The following is a 15630-nucleotide window of genomic DNA, read 5'->3' on the forward strand; positions in this document are numbered from 1 at the left end:
TGCTAACCGAGTTCGGTTGAGTCAACTCGGGGGCTGATAATCGAGAAAAAGCGCCCGGTTGAGTCAACTCGGGGGCGAAAAATCGAGAAAAAGCGCCCGGTTGAGTCAACTCGGGGGCAAAATAGCGAGAAAAATGACCCGGTTGAGTCAACTCGGGGGCGAAAAATCGAGAAAAAGAGCTTGGTTGAGTCAACTTGGGGGCAAAAAAACGGAAAAATAGGTCCGGTTGAGTCAACTTGGGGGCGAAAAAGCGGGAAAATGGGTCCGGTTGAGTCAACTTGGGGGGCGATCCTCCAACGTCTAATCTGAGCTAATTGGTCGTACACTAATGCAAACTGAACTAAGATAGGATTTGTAACAAGGTGTTTTTACAAAAAGGAGAAAAAATGACAAAAGCAGCAATCGTTGGTTGTTCTAACTCATTAAAAGAAGAATACCTACCAGTCGTTGACAAGTTGGCAGACCTACTATCAGGCTACGGCCTCGAAGTCGAAGTTAGCCGGTACCTGACAGACACGCCACCAGGCCTGGGGAAGCGGCGGGCAAGGGAGCTAACTGGTTTTTTCAACGATCCTGAAGTTAAGCATATATTTGACATCTCAGGTGGCGACCTCGCCAACACGGTTTTGGGCAACCTGGACCTAGGCCAAATCAAAGAGAGCCAGGCGACTTTTTACGGGTACAGCGACCTGACCACCATCTTGACGGCGCTGGCTAAGAACGGCAACAAGGCTGTTAACTTCCAGGTGCGGAACTGCCTAGACAATCCTGACTTGGTGGAATCTGGCTATTTGCAAAAAGTTTTGGATGGCCAGATTTCAACCGCAGACTTAGACGTGACCTTTGTGCGCGGGACGGAGATGCAGGGTCCGGTTTATGGCGGCAACCTGCGCTGCCTTTTAAAATTAGCCGGGACCAAAAATTGGCCAGACCTTAACGGTGCCATCCTCTTACTTGAGGGACTGCACGGCAAGCCAGAGCTGATTACGTCGCTGCTTGAGCAGTGCCGGGAGATGGGGCTCTTTGACCAAGTCAACGGGATCTTGCTTGGGACATTTTCCGAGCTTGAGAACATGGGGCAGGAAAACGTGGTGGTCGACTACCTGGAAGAAGTAACTCCAGGGGATTTGCCGATTGCCAAGACGCCGTTTGTCGGCCACAAGACTAACGCCCACGCGATTCGCCTAGGCATACCAGTAGAATTTTGACATCCAACCAGCCTAGACATATAATAAAAGTATAAAAGCGGTTACTGAATCCTTTTATTAGGAAACGGGTGATCAAAATGCTAAGCGAGAAAATTATTGATTTGATCGTGTGTTTTGTTGCTTTTATTGTATTTGCGATTTTTGTATCCATGTACCCAGAGGACATGATCGCCTTGCTCATTGCGACGGTAATTTTGATTGCCATCTACGTGGTAGCCAAGGAACTGATCAAGGACTGGGCAAGACATAATCATCGTTTAGGATTTTAGTAGCCGTGAAGGACGCCGCAGTTAGCGCGTCCTTTTTCTATGAAGAGAGGAAAACATGTTAGCTAACGAGAAACTATTTGAGCAATTGGAAGAGAGCTTACGAGAAAAAGGGAAGATACAGGCTTTTGAGAAAGAAAATGGTCCAATCACTGGCCGGATGATGATAATGCCGGTTGATCTTCCAGATGATATTGATATCAAAAAGATTCCCGACAAAAAGCCGGTTGCTTTCGAGGCGACTTTTGACTTTTATAATGTTGCAATTGGTATTGCTCTTTATCCAGATCTGAGGCAAGTAGCTAGCAAAATTTGGGTTACACCACAAACTGATAACCCTGACGATCCTGATGAGGCCTGGGTCGAGTTCTTTGTTCAAACCCTGGCTCAGAGTATTGATGAGGATGGCAACTTTGGCTATCCGATCTATTCTTTCGTCAATGACACGTCAGACATGACAGTAGTACCAACACTGGATAAGTAGAAAAAGGACGTACGAGCTGTACGTCCTTTTCTTTGGCTTTGGATATGATGTTGAAAAAATGAAAGGCAGCCGTTGAGATGCTTTCTAGGCTTGAGTATGGAAAGTATATTGTCCTAATGGATCGCGGATATCTATCCTTCAATATGATCCAGCACTGCAACGTAAATCCCTTAACTTAATGACATTGGTCACCAGCAATGGCTTTTTTATTCTTGATATGAGGCAACCCCCCGCTTGAGCCGATCAAGCCCGTCTTTGACTGAAGCCAGCGGACAGGCCAAGTTGATCCGAATGAAGGAAGAACCCTGACCCCGGTAGATGTTGCCAGCAGAAACGATCAATCCCGTCGCTGCCCGCAGGTGGCCGACCAGCCGGCTGGCATCGCTGGCAACTTGGGAAATGTCAACCCATAGCAGATAGGTTGCCGTTCCCTTAATCACTTTGATGCTTGGCAGCTCGTCTTTGATGAAGGACTCGGCATAGGTAAAGTTTTCCTGCAGCTGTCCTTTGAGCTGCTTCAGCCATTCACCGCCTTCCTCATAGGCCGCGATCGTTGCCGGCACTGACAAAATATTCGGTTCAGCCAATTCCTCGCTGTTGAAGCCGCGGTTGACGATCGCGCGCAGATTTTCATCGGGAATGATGGCGGTTGCCGCGTGCAAGGCCGCGACATTGAAGGTCTTGCTTGGCGATGTCAAGGAGATAACGCTGCTTCTAGCTGGCCCTGTCACTGAAAAGGCTGGCGTCATGTCCCGCCCTTCTCTGACCAGATCGCCGTGAATTTCATCGGATACGAGCACGACGTGGTGCTGGTGGCAAAGATCGGCAATTCGCTGCACCTCTTCTTTGGTCCAAACATAGCCGATCGGATTGTGGGGGTTGCAGAAGATCATCAGCGTGGTCAGAGGATCGGCCAGCTTCTTTTCCAGATCGGTCCAGTCAACTCGATATTCCTGCTTGTCCACGTCATATTGTAAGTCGCTAGAGAGCACGCGGCGGCCATTATTCTCAATTGAATTATAAAAAATATTGTAGACCGGCTCTTGCACCAGAACCTGGTCGCCCAGGTGGGCAATCCGGCGCACAATTGAAGAAATCGCTGGAACGACGCCGGTGACATAGATTTCCCATTCTTCCTTGGGCCGCACGCCATGCTGCTTCTCTTGCCAGTCAGCAACGGCCTGGAAGTATTCGCTTGGCAGGTCTTCATAGCCAAAGGCCCCAGTTTCCAGTTTCCTTCGCATGGCCGCGAGAATTTCTGGCGCGGTCGCGAAGTCCATATCCGCAATCCACATTGGCAATTCGCCCGGCCGCAGGTTGCCCCACTTGATGGAATTCCGCTCCCTGACCGGCACAGTCATAAAATCGTACTTGTTCATTTTGTCTCCCTTCAGAAGTCAGCGCAACGCTTCCTGGTTCAGATCGGATGCCGCGATCCGCTCACCAATCTTTTCGCACTCAATCACGGTCTTTTCAGGAATAATCTTGTTTTCGTCCATGATCAGCTGACCAATCTCGGGAACCTTGATCCGCCCGGAAACAGGATTCTTGATGCTTAAGACAGGCGCGGTCAATTCGACGTTCAAACCACTGACATATTCAAAGACCAGGTCAGAATCAATCAAGCGGCAGTTGATCATGGTTAAGCCGTCAAGGTAGTTCAAGCCTTGGTCAGAGCGGATGGTGCAGTTGATCAAGGTCAAATTCTTGGTGTTCCAGGCCAGGTATTCCCCATCCAAGACGGAGTCGTAGATCGTGACATTTTCACAGTTCCAGAAATTGTCTTTGGTTACAAAGGTGCAGTGGTGAGCTTCGATGTTTCTTGCACCGTCAAAGGCATAGTTGCCAATGATGGAAACGTGGTCCAAGTAGATGTTCGCGGAGTCTTTGCCAAAGTAGTTGCCATTGATCTGAGTATTGGTAATCCGGATGTCCTTGCAGGTCCACATGGTTTCTTCAGCATCCCCGAAGTGGACGTGGTCCAAAGTCACCCCTTGGCAGCGGCGAAAGAGCTTGGGAGCCTGGAGGGCAGAGTTGGCAATCTTGATGTTCTTGGTATACCAAATGCCAGACCGGGCCATGGTTTCAAAAGTTGTCTGCTCCACGCTTACGTTCTCGCTATACCAAAGGGGATACTTGTAAGTAAACACGGAATCAGTCAAGTGAACATCGCGGCTCTCTTTAAGCGGAGATTCGCCCTTGCCAAACACGCAATTCTTGATCTCAAGGTCATTGGCAGCAAAAAGGATTCTTTCGCCTTCAAAATACTTGTTCTTAAACTTGGTCGTCATTTTTATTCCTTCTTTATCAGCAGCAATTCTGTCTATATTACTAAGTTTATGCTTTTGCCAGCTTCTTGTAAAAAATATGTTCCAGCGAAAAACAAAAAAATCGCGGAACAATCTCGCGATTTAAACTTGCCTGCCTTTGCCGCTATGCCTGAAGGACAACCAGCTGGCGGCCGCCGAGCTTGCCTTTGAGCAGCTGCTTGACCAGCTTCTTGGCGCTGGTTTCCGAGCTGGTCAAGATGCCGGCCTTAATGGCCGCTGCTTGTGCCCGCTTAAGGGCTGCCTTTTCGGCCTTGGTCACGTCTTCCTTTTGACTCCAGTTGAACAGGGCGGCTTTTTGGTCATAGAACTTGATCGATGCCGGATCAATCGCCGCGCTCAAGATCTTGGCCGCGGGCAGGGTCACCGTCACCTTGCTTTGGTCAACTTTGACCTGCACGTCCTTGACCTTGATCCCGGCCTTGAAGTTGGCCGTGTAGACCATGGAAAAGCCCTTCTGGGTAATCAAGGGAATCTCGCCCTGGGTCAGTTTGTATAAGCCAGTGTAGGTATATTTTTCCGTCGACAGCTCGCCGATGTCAGCCAGGCGGCTGGAAATAGACGCTTCTGACACGGTCTCATGGCTGGCCTTTGGCAAATGCTGGCCGATCATCAACAAAGCAACTACGGCGACAAAAGCGAGCAATCCGCGAAATGGCAGACGGAATTTCTGGTCCTTTTTCATATTGCTGCCTCCTTCTAGAGCTGATTAATATTATCAGTCTATGGCTGGCAAATGCAAGCAGCAGGTCTTTTCTTCAGGATTATTTATACTTTTCCTAGCCTGCAGCTTAATTCTAAACGCTGGACAGCCGAGACGCTAATGCCTATAATCGGCTTCATGATATTCATATTTTGCAAAACGCTAGAAAGGAAAAATATAGATGGAAATTCAAGCCTTGCGCTACTTCTACGCCGTAGCCAAAACGGAAAACATGACCAGGGCAGCGGCTCAGCTGCACGTCAGCCAATCGACCATTTCCCGCCAGCTGAAGGCTCTTGAGGAGGAACTGGGTCAGAAACTCTTCATTCGCCACAGCTTCAGCATTGAATTGACGCAGCAGGGGCGGCTGCTCCAAGACCAGGCGCAGGATCTTTTGATGATGGCAGACAAGATCGAGCATGAATTCCGGACTTGGGATGAGGTGGATGGCGGCGACCTTTACCTGGGACTGGCCGAATCCTACCAGATCCGCTGGCTGGCCTCTTGGATCCGCCAATTTAAAGAGCAGTACCCCAAGCTCCACTACCACGTGACCAGCGGCGACCGCGAACAAGTCTATGAGCGCTTGGACCGGGGCGTCCTGGACTTTGGAGTCGTCTGCGAGCAGCCAAATCCAGATAAGTACTCTTACCTGCGCCTGCCTGAGACCGACACCTGGGGGGCAGTCATGCGGTCCGACTCCCCCCTGGCCAAGAAAAAGGCCATCCGGGTTGAGGATCTAGCCGGGCAGCCCCTGTTTGCCTCTGAAGAAGCCTGGGAGCACGACTTGCCAAGCTGGGGGCAGGACAAGATGGCCAGCTTGCAGCTGGAAGGCAGCTTCCGTTTGGCCTATAATGGCTCAATTTTCGTCAGAGAAGGCCTGGGGATCATGCTGACTTTTGACCGCTTAATTGACACCAGTCCTGGCAGCGGGCTGACCTTCGTGCCGCTGGCCCCTAAGCTTGAAGAAAGCCTCTACTTCACCTGGCGCAAGGACGCCACCTTCTCCCCGATCGCGGAGCGCTTCTGCAAATATGTCCTGGAAAAGAAGCAGATGTCCAAGAAAAGAAACGCAGACTGAAATCATTCAGTCTGCGTTTTTTACGTAGCCAAGGCCAAATCGCACCAATTCATTCCCATTTTTTACGTAACCAAAGCTGAATTGCAAGCAAGCTGTCCTTCTAACTTTGTACGGTTAGTGACGCCCGTTTGTGACTATACGTAAACGCTACCTTTCTTTAAGACAAAGCTTATTTTCTTTAAATTTGTTGCAGAGCAAAACATTGTTTGCTTACATTCCTCCCGCTTCTTCTTGCATGGCTTGGCAGAAGGCGAGGACCAGCGGATCATGCTCATCTTTCCGGCAAACCAAGCCGTAACCCAGTCGGACTGGGTAAGCCAAGCGGACGGCCGTTAGTTCAGAGCAAGATCCAAGCGCCACGAAATTTGGCATCACGGTGATCCCCAAACCGGCCTTGACCATTAGATTAACGATCTCAACGTCATTCACGTAGCTGATGTCCAAATCGTCAATGGTTTTGCGAATCTTTTCCTGCAACTTAAGCTGCTCAGGCGGGCACCAGTTGTTGTCCATCAGCAGCATTTTTTGTCCCGCCAAATCAGCCAGCTCTAATTCTTCCAGCTTTGCCAGCGGATGGCCGCTTGGCAAGAGTGCCACGAAATGCCCCTTGAACAGGTCAAAGTACTTCACGTCAGCCAGCTCCGCAATGTCATCCTGCGTTGTGAAGATTACGTCACTGTCGTGGTTGAGCAGGTGGTGCTTAAGTAGATTGTGATCAAAGCCTTCCATAAAGATCTTGCAGTCAGGATCTTTTTGGTGGAAAGCCTGGATCATCCTGGGCAGCACGGCTTGCTCCATCGGTGTATCCGTAATTCCGATGGTCAGGTTGCTCTGCTGGCGGTTGAAAGAATTTCTCGTCCGTTGCAGGGCCTTATTGTAGCTATTGAGCAGGCTTTTGCTGTCGTCGTAAAAAAGCTTGCCATTTTTGGTCAGTTGAACTTCCCGGTGGCTGCGGTAGAAGAGAGTGACGCCGACTTCATCTTCCAAACGCTGAATGATCCGGCTGACCGCGGGCTGGGAGAGGTGCAGGTTTTCCGCGGTTTTGGAATAGTTCAGACTTTCCGCTAAATTGATAAAAACTTCCAAGTGCCTTAAATCCATTTTTTCTCCTTATGCAGAAGCAGTATAACTGATACCAACTATCTATTTCTCAACTCAATCATATCATGCTAAATTAATAGTTGAAAGCGTTCTATTTGTTAAGGAGACAAAAAATGACTAAGACTTACGAAAATGTTGACCAATTGGATGTTAATGCATCTCCTGCATATACAGTTCAAACCGACGTCCTGGTTGTCGGTGCGGGCAATGCCGGCATGGAAGCTGCCGCTGCCGCCAACGAAGCAGGGGCGAAGACCATCCTGATTGAAAAGGAAAAGACCATCAACCTGATGCGGGTTGGGCTCGCCAGCGTTGGCTCCCGGGCACAAAAGGCAGCCGGCGTGACCATCGATAAGCAGGAACTGGTTGAAAGCCTGGCAGCTTTTGCTCAGCACAATGTCGACCAGCGCCTCTTGGAAACCTGGGCTGACAACAGCGGGGCAACCTTGGACTGGCTAGAAGACAAGATCCTTAAGCCGCATGGCGCCCACCTTAGAGCAGAAGCTGATGCTATGGTGACCAGCAAGGCCTACCAGGGCTTCCCAACTGAGAACGATCCAACCTTTGATGACCAAAGCTTCGCTTCTTATGGCGACTGGTTCCTGCAATACCAAGAAGAGCATGGTGTAGATCTGCGTTTTGAAACGACTTTGGTCAAGCTACTTAAGGAAGATGGCCGGGTAACTGGTGCCTTGGTGAAGGACTTGGCAAAAGACGAGTACTACCAAATCTTAGCAGCCAACGGGGTGATCCTGACGACTGGTGGCTACTCCGCGAATGTTGATCTGCTCAAGGAATGGAATCCGCTGGCCTTGAAGAAGAACGTCTACAACGATTCACCTCGCTCAAACGGGGCTGGGATTACTTCGGCCCTGAACGCGGGTGCGATCCGTGATGAAGAGCCAGCCGAAACGATTTTCGACCGGGGGCTGGTGCCAGTTGGCAGAAAGACCGAAGACATGTACTACCAAACCGCAACCTATGACCACTGGCTCTGGATCGGTTCATACCCATTCCTCAAGGTCAACCTGCGCGGTGAGCGTTTTGCTAATGAATCAGTGCCATACCAATTCATCGTCAACGCGGCTGCTAAGGAGCCGGGCTACCTGTATGCCATGATCTGGGACGACGACTATGCTGACAATTTGGAAAAGGTGCACATGCTGGGCTGTGCCCGCTATGGCTTCCCAGGCTACATGAAGGATAAGGAAGCCTTTGTGGCTGACACTGAGCAGCATGTGAAGGATGGCTTGGTCGTTAAAGCTGACACTTTGGCAGAACTGGCTGAAAAACTTGGCCTGCCAGCTGATAAGCTGGAAGAGGCCGTTGCCAACAATAATCAGGCTGTGATTGACCACCAAGACAAGGAATTCGGCAAAGAAAGCTACCGGATTACGCCAATCAAGAAGAAGCCATATTACGGTTGTATTTTGGGTGGGCGGATCCTGTGCACCTTCGATGGCATAAGAATCAACACCAAGATGGAAGTCCTGGATGAAAAGCACGACCCAATCCCTGGCCTTTACGCGGCGGGCAACGATGCGGGTGGCTTCTTCTGGGGCAGCTACAATGACCGGGTGCCAGGCTTAGCTGCCAGTCACGCGCACACCTTTGGCCGCCTGGCTGGTCAAGCGGCTGCTGGGAAGCTTTCGGTTCAAGCTGACCAGCCAGCTGTTCAAGCGGCACCTGTCGTAGATGCCGCTAGTGGCGCAAGTCACTTGTAAGATTAGCAATCAACAAATATTAGGCATATAAGCACGTCTGAATATCAGGCGTGTTTTTTGCATGACAAGTATATCAATAACGGTTATTGTTATTGATTAATCACTATATAATTTAGACTTTGCCAATGTGATAATAAGGTAATTTTTTAAAAAACGGGTGCTATAAAAAATGTTAAAAAGGTAAAGATGAAGCCGTTCAAGTACTGGTTGAGGAGTTTTTCGGCAAGGAATTTGACTGATCAAGGCCGGCTGATTGGCAAATGCGTCTATGAAAACAAGGGTGATCACTGGATCATCACGACGACTAAGGTAGATCCGGCTTATGACGGACATGGCCTTGGCCGCCAGCTGGTCGACGCCGTCGTGGTTGCAGCCTGGAAGCAGTGTGTCAAGCTGCGGGCAACCTGCTCCTATGCCGTCAAGGTTATGGCAAAGCCAGGATATGAGGATTTACACTAAAAAAAGCATCCCCGCTCCGTAATTTTGCGGAATAGGGATGCTTTTGTGTTCTTATAAGTATTTTTGTGCATTTAAAGCGGCGTTTCTGCCAGAGTAGAAAGCGTAGCCGGCGCAGGTGCCAGGCATGTTTGGACCGTAGGTGTCGCCAGTCAAGCCGCTGGCGTCGTTGCCGGCAGCGTAGAGGCCTGGGATCACCTTGCCCTGGTCATCTTCAACTTCATTGTTGACGTTGACTTTCAAGCCGCCCATGGTGCAGAAGGCACCGATGTTCAGCTTGAAGGCGTAGAACGGACCTTGGTCAACAGCTACCAGGTAGTCAGCGCTCTTGCCGAAGTCTTCGTCTTCGCCCTTAGCGGTGAAGTCGTTGTAGCGTTTGACAGTTACCAGGAGCTGTTCTTTTGGCAGGCCAGTCTGGTCGGCCAGCTCTTCAATCGTGTCCGCCTTGAAAATGAAAGGCTTCTTGGCTGCAACCGCCAGGTCGATTTCTTCAGCCAGCTTGTCCATCTTTTGCCCGCGTTCAACGTAAACGCCTAGGCCCATGAAGTTGCCGTCCTTGGCCATTCTTTCAATCACGCCGGTGTCCAGGATGCTGTAAACCTCGTTTTGGGTGTAAAGGGCGTTGCCAGCGTAGCTGAAGTTGTAGATGACTGATTCATCAACGAAACGCTCACCGTCTTCATTGACCCAAAGTAGGGGCTGCTGGCCGGCAGCGGCGTTCATCTGGCTGCTCATCATCTTGAAGTAAGGTTGGTCTGGATCGTCCAAGTAGCCGCCAAAGAGCATGGCCATGCCAGTGCCGTACTTGCGGGCGCCAACGCTCCAGCCAAGGCGGAGGCCATCGCCAGTACCCTTGCCGCTGGAAACTGGAATCATTCGGCTCAAGTCGTAGTCAGTTTCTTCAGCCATCATTTCCTTATTGTTGAGGTAGCCGCCAGCAGCCAAGACAACCACTTTGGCAGTTATGTCTTCGGTAGTGCCATCCGCTTCGTTTTTGATGGTGATGGTCTTGTTGCCGTCTTCGTTAAGCTTCAAGGCAACAGCCGCGGTCGAGGTCAAGAGTTCGCCACCCAGCTTGCGGAATTTTGGCTCCAGGGCATTGTGGATGGCACCATAGCCAAAGCCCTTGTAGATGTGCCAAGTTGCCTCGCCAGCCCCCATAGCCTGGACGCGTTCAAAAATGACGCCTTCGTCAGCCAGCCACTGCACGTTTTCAGCACTGGCGTCGACGTACTTGCGCCAGATTCTTGAGTCGGCCTTGTACTTGGAGTATTCGACCTCTTCCTTCAAAACCTCGGTGCCGGAAACTTCAATGCCTTTTTCCTTCTGCAGGTAGGAGCCTACGGCGAAGATCCCTTCACTGTAGTTGGCACTGCCGCCAGTAGTGCGGCCTTTCTCCAGCAAGAGGACGCTGGCGCCGTTTTCCCGGGCAGTCAAGGCAGCAGCTTGGCCAGCTGCACCCGAACCTACAACAACTACATCATACTTATCCTTAGCTGAAATCGTCATGATTTTCTCCTTAATAGAATTTACTTAAAACATTACTTACACTTGAAACTATAAGGGCTTTTAGGGTAGATTTATAGAGAGCAAACGGTTGCACAGGCGAAGCAAATTGTTCGGGCAAATTGTTGAAGAGGTGACAAGATGGATTTCGAGAAGCTAAAGATGTTCTGCAAGGTTGTTGAAGCCGGCAGCTTCCAGAAGGCGGCAGAGAGCGAGTATGTCTCGCAAAGGGCCGTGTCGCAGATGATGAAGAAGCTTGAGGACGAATTGGGACTCAAGCTCTTTGAGCGGGACAAGAACAAGATTGTCGTGACGTCGATCGGACGGGACTTTTACTTGTACGTGCGCAACATGCTGCAGAAGTTCACGGTCAACGTCAATGCCTTGCGCTATGAAGCCAGAGCCAAGCAGCGGTTGATTTGCGGCTATTTTTCGCCATTTGACGGAGCTTTGCTAAGAGAGAAGCTGTATCATTTTATAAACGATGAGATTCAGTTGACCGTTGTCCATGAAAGCATTGACCATCTGCTGAGCGATCTCGCAAATGGACTGGTGGATTTAGCCACGGTGCTGGATTATGGGCAGCCAGGGCTGGTGATTGACAATCCGGACTTGGTCAGCGTGGATGTATATGAAAATGAGATGATCATGGGGGTCAGTGACCTGAATCCTTTGAGTCGGCTGAATGAGTTTCCTGTGGCGGAAATTGGTGGTCTGCCAGTCTTGTACTACATGCCAGAGGAGAACTCGCATTATTTGCGGCAGGCCTTTTTATCGACTTTGCCAGAAGAAATCAAGGCCAGCTGCGCGCATATTTCTAATATTGAACAGATGCAGATGCTGGTGTCCTTGAACAAGGCGGTGGCTTTTTACCCAAAAGGGCTGCTGGAGTACGTGCTGACGGACAAGGAACATATCAGCTATTTGCCGCTGGCGGGGGCGAGCAAGCGGAGCAAGTACCGGATCAAGGTGATCTACAACCGCCGCAGCGAGAAGCATTCACTCATTAATAACTTTCTGGCTTGCTTTGCATGACCAAGTGGCTGGAAAAAGGGTGCCGTGGCGGCCTATTTTTGCCCGAAGGATTTTTTGATCTGCTTTAAAAAGCGTTCAGCAATCGGAGAAAGTATTTGATACTTTTTCCAAACAAGGTATAAATTCGTCTCCAATTTTGGCGTCAGCGGCCGGAAGACCATCCCACTTCCTGGGGACGTGTCGACTAACTTGTCAAAGGAAAGCAGATAGCCCAGGTGCTCTTTGGCAAAAAGAGAGGCATTGTAGACCAGGCCGAAAGAGCCTTCTAGCTGGAGCTCATCCATCCGGTCTTTGGCCCAGCGGGAGATATCATTTTTCCAGCCTTGATCCGAGCAAAAGAGGGGCAGGCCGACCAGGTCGTCAACGCTGATCGCTGCTTTTTCAGCCAGTGGCAGGTCAGCTGGCATGACCACGCCCCAAGTATCGGTTTCTGGGAAAAGCAAGGATTCATACTTACTTGTGTCAGGTATTTCCGCCAAAACAACAAAGTCCAGCAGGCCCTTGTCCAGCTTCTCAGCCACCTGGGAAGTATCACCGCTAGTGATGTGGTAGCGTAAATCCGGATATAACTGCTTAAATGAATTGATCTCCTTGGCTAAAAAGCTGATCTGATAGGATTCAGCCAGGCCAAGGTAGAGGTCGCCACCCGTAATGTCATCTAAGGATAAAAATTCTTCTTCAATCTTGTCAGCCATGCTGACCAAGTCTTCAGCCCGGTTGCGCAAGAGAAAGCCTTCGTCGGTTAATTTGATGCTGAAGGCTTTTCTGGTAAAAAGTTTCTGCCCCAGTTCTTCTTCCAGGGATTTAATGGCCTTGGACAGGGTCGGTTGGGTAACGTGCAGGCTTTCCGCGGCCCGAGTCATGTTCTCATCTCTGGCAACGGCTAAAAAGTAACGTAAAGTGCGAAGCTCCATCTTTTCTCCTCATCATTCATAAAAAGAATATCTTGAGATGAATTATAACGATTAGCATGGGGTTAGGCAAGGATTTATACTAAGAGTCAGGTAAGATCAAAGACAAGGAGACCGGAATGGATTTACCGACAATCAAACACAGCCTGGTTGACGCAGGCTGTGAAGAGGCTTTGGCTAACGAGATTATTTGCTTATATAGAGGCGGGCAAAATGAGGATGCCCTTCGGAAAATGAAATTGGCAAGGTGCCGCGCAGTGGGCATTTTACATGAATGCAGCCGCAAGGTCGACTTGCTGGGTAATTTAATTAGAAAAGCAGAAAAAGAGCAGTCTATCAGGAAATAACGGAGGCAAAAATATGATGCAGACAGAAGAATTAAAGTTAACGCAAGAATGGGACAAGGTCTTTCCAAAGAGTGACAAGGTTGACCATAAAAAAGTAACCTTTGTAAATCACTTTGGCATTACTTTAGCCGCTGACATGTACACGCCAAAGAATGCCGCAGAAAAATTGCCTGCAATTGCAGTTTGTGGTCCATTTGGGGCAGTTAAGGAACAATCAAGCGGCTTATACGCGCAGGAAATGGCAGAAAGGGGTTTTCTGTCCATTGCTTTTGATCCATCATTTACTGGTGAATCCGGTGGCAATGTAAGAGCTGTGAACAGCCCAGACATCAACGTCGAAGACTTCCAAGCCGCGGTTGATTTTTTATCAGTGCAAGACAATGTAGATCCAGAAAGAATCGGAATTATCGGCATCTGCGGCTGGGGCGGGATGGCCTTACAGACGGCCGCAATCGATACCAGAATTAAAGCAACAGTTACTTCAACTATGTATGATATGTCCAGAGTGACTGGTAACGGATACTTTGACGCCGATGACAACGAAGAAGCCCGGCACAAGATGAGGGTTGCCTTGAATAAACAAAGAACGGCAGACTACAAGGCTGGCAGCTATGCCAAGGCTGGTGGGGTGGTTGACCCTTTGCCAGCAGACGCGCCAAAGTTTGTCAAGGACTACTACGCATATTACAAGACTCCGCGCGGTTACCACAAGCGCAGCCTTAACTCAAATGATGGCTGGAATGTAACTGCTGCAACTTCTTTACTGAACATGCGGCTGTTGACTTATTCAAATGAAATCAGAAACGCCGTTTTGATGATCCATGGCGACCAGGCTCACTCTTGCTATATGTCTAAAGACGCATACGCCAATATGATCAAGGACAATAAGTATACTGACAACAAGGAACTGCTCTTGATCCCAGGGGCAAGTCACACCGACCTTTACGACCAAAAGGACATCATTCCCTTTGATAAGATGGAAGCCTTCTTTGACAAGTACTTGAAGTAAGTAGGTAGCGGGATGAAGCTGGAAGATTTTTTAGCGTATACAAACAGCGGGAAAAGGATCCTTGATCCTTCAGAAGAGCTTGATTATAGCTCATATTTAACGCAAGAAGCCTTGAAGGTAACGATGGAGCTGAATAATGCCTATCATACGCCAGAAGAGGTGCAGGACTTGTTTGCCAAGCTAACAGGCAGCCCGGTCAACCGGAGCTTGAGCCTGGTGCCGCCATTTTACACCGACTGCGGGAAGAATATTCATGTTGGCAAAAATGTGTTCATCAATACTGGTTGCACGATTCAAGATCAAGGCGGAGTCTACATTGGCGACGGTGCCTTAATTGGCCACCACGCCACGATCACGACTTTGAACCACGAGCAAGATCCAGGCAAAAGAGGGGAACTGCTGCCAGCAGCGGTTCATATTGGCAAAAGAGTCTGGTTTGGCGCGAACGTAACTGTTTTGCCAGGCGTCACGATTGGTGATGGAGCAATTATCGCGGCTGGCGCGGTAGTTACGAAGGATGTTCCAGCTAGAACGATCGCGGCAGGTGTCCCAGCCAGGGTGGTGAAAGAAATACGTGAATAGCTGAAAAGGCTGCATTCCTTTATATTAGGGGCTCCACAAGGATGTTAGTCGATTCCTTCGTAAAGGGCGCGGAATCTGCAGGAATAGAGAATCAAATGGAAGGTGTTCAGAACACAACTATGAAAAAAGAGAAATTGCTCTTGCCGATTCTTGTATTGGTCTTGGCTCTTATGGTATCGGGATGTGGGAAGCAGTCGGTATCTGAAAGTCCGACCGGGAAATCGAAAAGTGTGGAGGTTTTTAATTCTAAACAGATTGATGATTTAACATCTGAGGAACAAGCAGCATCAGAAGCAGAATCTGTGAACGAGCCTTCCGCAAATGAAAACAAAGCCACACAAAAGAATACAAAGGAGGACACAGAAGCTATGCTGCAGATGAAGATTGGAGACAAAGCAGTTAACGTAGAATGGGAGAATAATGAGTCGATTCAAGCACTGAGAGATTTGTGCACCGATAAACCGCTCACTATTCAAATGTCTAAGTACGGTGGTTTTGAACAGGTTGGCTCCCTTGGACGGAGCCTTCCAAGGGATGACCATCAGACTACCACAGGCGCGGGAGACATCGTTTTATATTCCGGAAATCAAATCGTTGTCTTTTACGGCGCTAACTCCTGGGCCTACACAAGACTGGGACATATTACCGATCAGAATGCAGCAGGAATGTCGAAGCTTCTTGGAAATGGTGATGTGACTATCACACTCAGTATCAAGTGAGTCAAATGAGGATCTTGGTCTTAAATGGAAGCCCTCACGCGAACGGGGCAACCTCAGACCTGGTGAGTGCTTTTTCAATCGGAGCGATGGAGGCCGGTCAGTGTGTTGCATGTTTTTTGATTAAAAAGCGTGCGCAAACTCGTGTCTTTAGACATGAGTCAAGCACGCAAA

The 15630-nt window shown here is 49.4% G+C and carries 18 protein-coding genes; 11 read left to right on the forward strand and 7 right to left on the reverse strand.

The window, feature by feature from the left end:
- The coding region (locus ACI4WN_RS03820; protein WP_439777035.1) for a hypothetical protein at nucleotides 1–277 on the reverse strand (277 nt) is incomplete at its 3' end.
- Between the two features lie 109 nt (nucleotides 278–386).
- Between ACI4WN_RS03820 and ACI4WN_RS03825 the strand changes: the two genes are divergently transcribed.
- From ACI4WN_RS03825 to ACI4WN_RS03835, 3 genes are all read left to right on the forward strand, one after another.
- Nucleotides 387–1208, forward strand: coding sequence for an LD-carboxypeptidase (locus ACI4WN_RS03825; protein ID WP_439777036.1), 822 nt, complete (start codon nucleotides 387–389; stop codon nucleotides 1206–1208).
- A gap of 77 nt (nucleotides 1209–1285) precedes the next feature.
- Nucleotides 1286–1477, forward strand: coding sequence for a hypothetical protein (locus ACI4WN_RS03830; RefSeq protein ID WP_009558745.1), 192 nt, complete (start codon nucleotides 1286–1288; stop codon nucleotides 1475–1477).
- A gap of 55 nt (nucleotides 1478–1532) precedes the next feature.
- On the forward strand, nucleotides 1533–1958 hold the full coding sequence (locus tag ACI4WN_RS03835; RefSeq protein ID WP_439777037.1) for a hypothetical protein: 426 nt from the start codon (nucleotides 1533–1535) through the stop codon (nucleotides 1956–1958).
- A gap of 206 nt (nucleotides 1959–2164) precedes the next feature.
- Here the strand turns inward: ACI4WN_RS03835 and ACI4WN_RS03840 are convergent, their stop codons facing one another.
- The 3 genes from ACI4WN_RS03840 to ACI4WN_RS03850 all read right to left on the reverse strand — a co-directional run bounded on the left by ACI4WN_RS03840 (nucleotide 2165) and on the right by ACI4WN_RS03850 (nucleotide 4970).
- Nucleotides 2165–3337 carry a MalY/PatB family protein gene (locus ACI4WN_RS03840; protein ID WP_439777038.1) on the reverse strand — a complete coding sequence of 391 codons (1173 nt, stop codon included), beginning with the start codon at nucleotides 3335–3337 and terminating at the stop codon, nucleotides 2165–2167.
- Between the two features lie 18 nt (nucleotides 3338–3355).
- Nucleotides 3356–4249, reverse strand: a complete 894-nt coding sequence (locus ACI4WN_RS03845) for a DUF3737 family protein (RefSeq protein WP_439777039.1) — start codon at nucleotides 4247–4249, stop codon at nucleotides 3356–3358.
- A 142-nt stretch (nucleotides 4250–4391) separates the two neighbouring features.
- Entirely contained in the window at nucleotides 4392–4970 is a 579-nt protein-coding gene (locus ACI4WN_RS03850) for a DUF4230 domain-containing protein (protein ID WP_439777040.1), read from the reverse strand.
- A gap of 199 nt (nucleotides 4971–5169) precedes the next feature.
- On the opposite strand from ACI4WN_RS03850, the gene ACI4WN_RS03855 reads away from it, so the two are divergent.
- On the forward strand, nucleotides 5170–6069 hold the full coding sequence (locus ACI4WN_RS03855) for a LysR family transcriptional regulator (protein ID WP_439777041.1): 900 nt from the start codon (nucleotides 5170–5172) through the stop codon (nucleotides 6067–6069).
- A 210-nt stretch (nucleotides 6070–6279) separates the two neighbouring features.
- Here the strand turns inward: ACI4WN_RS03855 and ACI4WN_RS03860 are convergent, their stop codons facing one another.
- Nucleotides 6280–7170, reverse strand: coding sequence for a LysR family transcriptional regulator (locus tag ACI4WN_RS03860; RefSeq protein ID WP_439777042.1), 891 nt, complete (start codon nucleotides 7168–7170; stop codon nucleotides 6280–6282).
- A gap of 113 nt (nucleotides 7171–7283) precedes the next feature.
- On the opposite strand from ACI4WN_RS03860, the gene ACI4WN_RS03865 reads away from it, so the two are divergent.
- Nucleotides 7284–8894: an FAD-dependent oxidoreductase gene (locus tag ACI4WN_RS03865; RefSeq protein WP_439777043.1), complete on the forward strand. Its 1611-nt coding sequence runs from the start codon at nucleotides 7284–7286 to the stop codon at nucleotides 8892–8894.
- 231 nt (nucleotides 8895–9125) lie between these two features.
- Entirely contained in the window at nucleotides 9126–9353 is a 228-nt protein-coding gene (locus ACI4WN_RS03870; protein WP_439777044.1) for a GNAT family N-acetyltransferase, read from the forward strand.
- A gap of 51 nt (nucleotides 9354–9404) precedes the next feature.
- On the opposite strand, the gene ACI4WN_RS03875 is transcribed toward ACI4WN_RS03870, so the two are convergent.
- A complete protein-coding gene (locus tag ACI4WN_RS03875; RefSeq protein WP_439777045.1) occupies nucleotides 9405–10859 on the reverse strand; it encodes an FAD-dependent oxidoreductase in 1455 nt (484 codons plus the stop codon).
- Between the two features lie 138 nt (nucleotides 10860–10997).
- On the opposite strand from ACI4WN_RS03875, the gene ACI4WN_RS03880 reads away from it, so the two are divergent.
- The gene (locus ACI4WN_RS03880; protein ID WP_439777046.1) at nucleotides 10998–11891 is read left to right on the forward strand and encodes a LysR family transcriptional regulator; all 894 of its coding nucleotides are present in this window, start codon (nucleotides 10998–11000) and stop codon (nucleotides 11889–11891) included.
- A gap of 32 nt (nucleotides 11892–11923) precedes the next feature.
- Here the strand turns inward: ACI4WN_RS03880 and ACI4WN_RS03885 are convergent, their stop codons facing one another.
- On the reverse strand, nucleotides 11924–12805 hold the full coding sequence (locus ACI4WN_RS03885; protein ID WP_008461467.1) for a LysR family transcriptional regulator: 882 nt from the start codon (nucleotides 12803–12805) through the stop codon (nucleotides 11924–11926).
- Between the two features lie 116 nt (nucleotides 12806–12921).
- Between ACI4WN_RS03885 and ACI4WN_RS03890 the strand changes: the two genes are divergently transcribed.
- The 4 genes from ACI4WN_RS03890 to ACI4WN_RS03905 are packed head-to-tail and all read left to right on the forward strand — an operon-like array spanning nucleotide 12922 to nucleotide 15459.
- Entirely contained in the window at nucleotides 12922–13149 is a 228-nt protein-coding gene (locus tag ACI4WN_RS03890; protein WP_439777047.1) for a hypothetical protein, read from the forward strand.
- A gap of 16 nt (nucleotides 13150–13165) precedes the next feature.
- On the forward strand, nucleotides 13166–14158 hold the full coding sequence (locus tag ACI4WN_RS03895; protein WP_439777051.1) for an alpha/beta hydrolase: 993 nt from the start codon (nucleotides 13166–13168) through the stop codon (nucleotides 14156–14158).
- 12 nt (nucleotides 14159–14170) lie between these two features.
- Entirely contained in the window at nucleotides 14171–14740 is a 570-nt protein-coding gene (locus tag ACI4WN_RS03900; protein ID WP_439777048.1) for a sugar O-acetyltransferase, read from the forward strand.
- A gap of 41 nt (nucleotides 14741–14781) precedes the next feature.
- Nucleotides 14782–15459 (forward strand): cyclophilin-like fold protein, encoded by a 678-nt coding sequence (locus tag ACI4WN_RS03905; protein ID WP_439777049.1) that lies wholly within the window; start codon nucleotides 14782–14784, stop codon nucleotides 15457–15459.
- Nucleotides 15460–15630 lie beyond the last annotated feature (171 nt).

It is taken from the genome of Lactobacillus sp. (assembly GCF_051893255.1).
Lineage (GTDB): Bacteria > Bacillota > Bacilli > Lactobacillales > Lactobacillaceae > Lactobacillus.

Coding starts and splice junctions, on each gene's coding strand:
- ACI4WN_RS03825 (WP_439777036.1), top strand. CDS start 387: ATGACAAAAGCAGCAATCGTTGGTTGTTCTAACTCATTAAAAGAAGAA.
- ACI4WN_RS03830 (WP_009558745.1), top strand. CDS start 1,286: ATGCTAAGCGAGAAAATTATTGATTTGATCGTGTGTTTTGTTGCTTTT.
- ACI4WN_RS03835 (WP_439777037.1), top strand. CDS start 1,533: ATGTTAGCTAACGAGAAACTATTTGAGCAATTGGAAGAGAGCTTACGA.
- ACI4WN_RS03840 (WP_439777038.1), bottom strand. CDS start 3,337: ATGAACAAGTACGATTTTATGACTGTGCCGGTCAGGGAGCGGAATTCC.
- ACI4WN_RS03845 (WP_439777039.1), bottom strand. CDS start 4,249: ATGACGACCAAGTTTAAGAACAAGTATTTTGAAGGCGAAAGAATCCTT.
- ACI4WN_RS03850 (WP_439777040.1), bottom strand. CDS start 4,970: ATGAAAAAGGACCAGAAATTCCGTCTGCCATTTCGCGGATTGCTCGCT.
- ACI4WN_RS03855 (WP_439777041.1), top strand. CDS start 5,170: ATGGAAATTCAAGCCTTGCGCTACTTCTACGCCGTAGCCAAAACGGAA.
- ACI4WN_RS03860 (WP_439777042.1), bottom strand. CDS start 7,170: ATGGATTTAAGGCACTTGGAAGTTTTTATCAATTTAGCGGAAAGTCTG.
- ACI4WN_RS03865 (WP_439777043.1), top strand. CDS start 7,284: ATGACTAAGACTTACGAAAATGTTGACCAATTGGATGTTAATGCATCT.
- ACI4WN_RS03875 (WP_439777045.1), bottom strand. CDS start 10,859: ATGACGATTTCAGCTAAGGATAAGTATGATGTAGTTGTTGTAGGTTCG.
- ACI4WN_RS03880 (WP_439777046.1), top strand. CDS start 10,998: ATGGATTTCGAGAAGCTAAAGATGTTCTGCAAGGTTGTTGAAGCCGGC.
- ACI4WN_RS03885 (WP_008461467.1), bottom strand. CDS start 12,805: ATGGAGCTTCGCACTTTACGTTACTTTTTAGCCGTTGCCAGAGATGAG.
- ACI4WN_RS03890 (WP_439777047.1), top strand. CDS start 12,922: ATGGATTTACCGACAATCAAACACAGCCTGGTTGACGCAGGCTGTGAA.
- ACI4WN_RS03895 (WP_439777051.1), top strand. CDS start 13,166: ATGCAGACAGAAGAATTAAAGTTAACGCAAGAATGGGACAAGGTCTTT.
- ACI4WN_RS03900 (WP_439777048.1), top strand. CDS start 14,171: ATGAAGCTGGAAGATTTTTTAGCGTATACAAACAGCGGGAAAAGGATC.
- ACI4WN_RS03905 (WP_439777049.1), top strand. CDS start 14,782: ATGTTAGTCGATTCCTTCGTAAAGGGCGCGGAATCTGCAGGAATAGAG.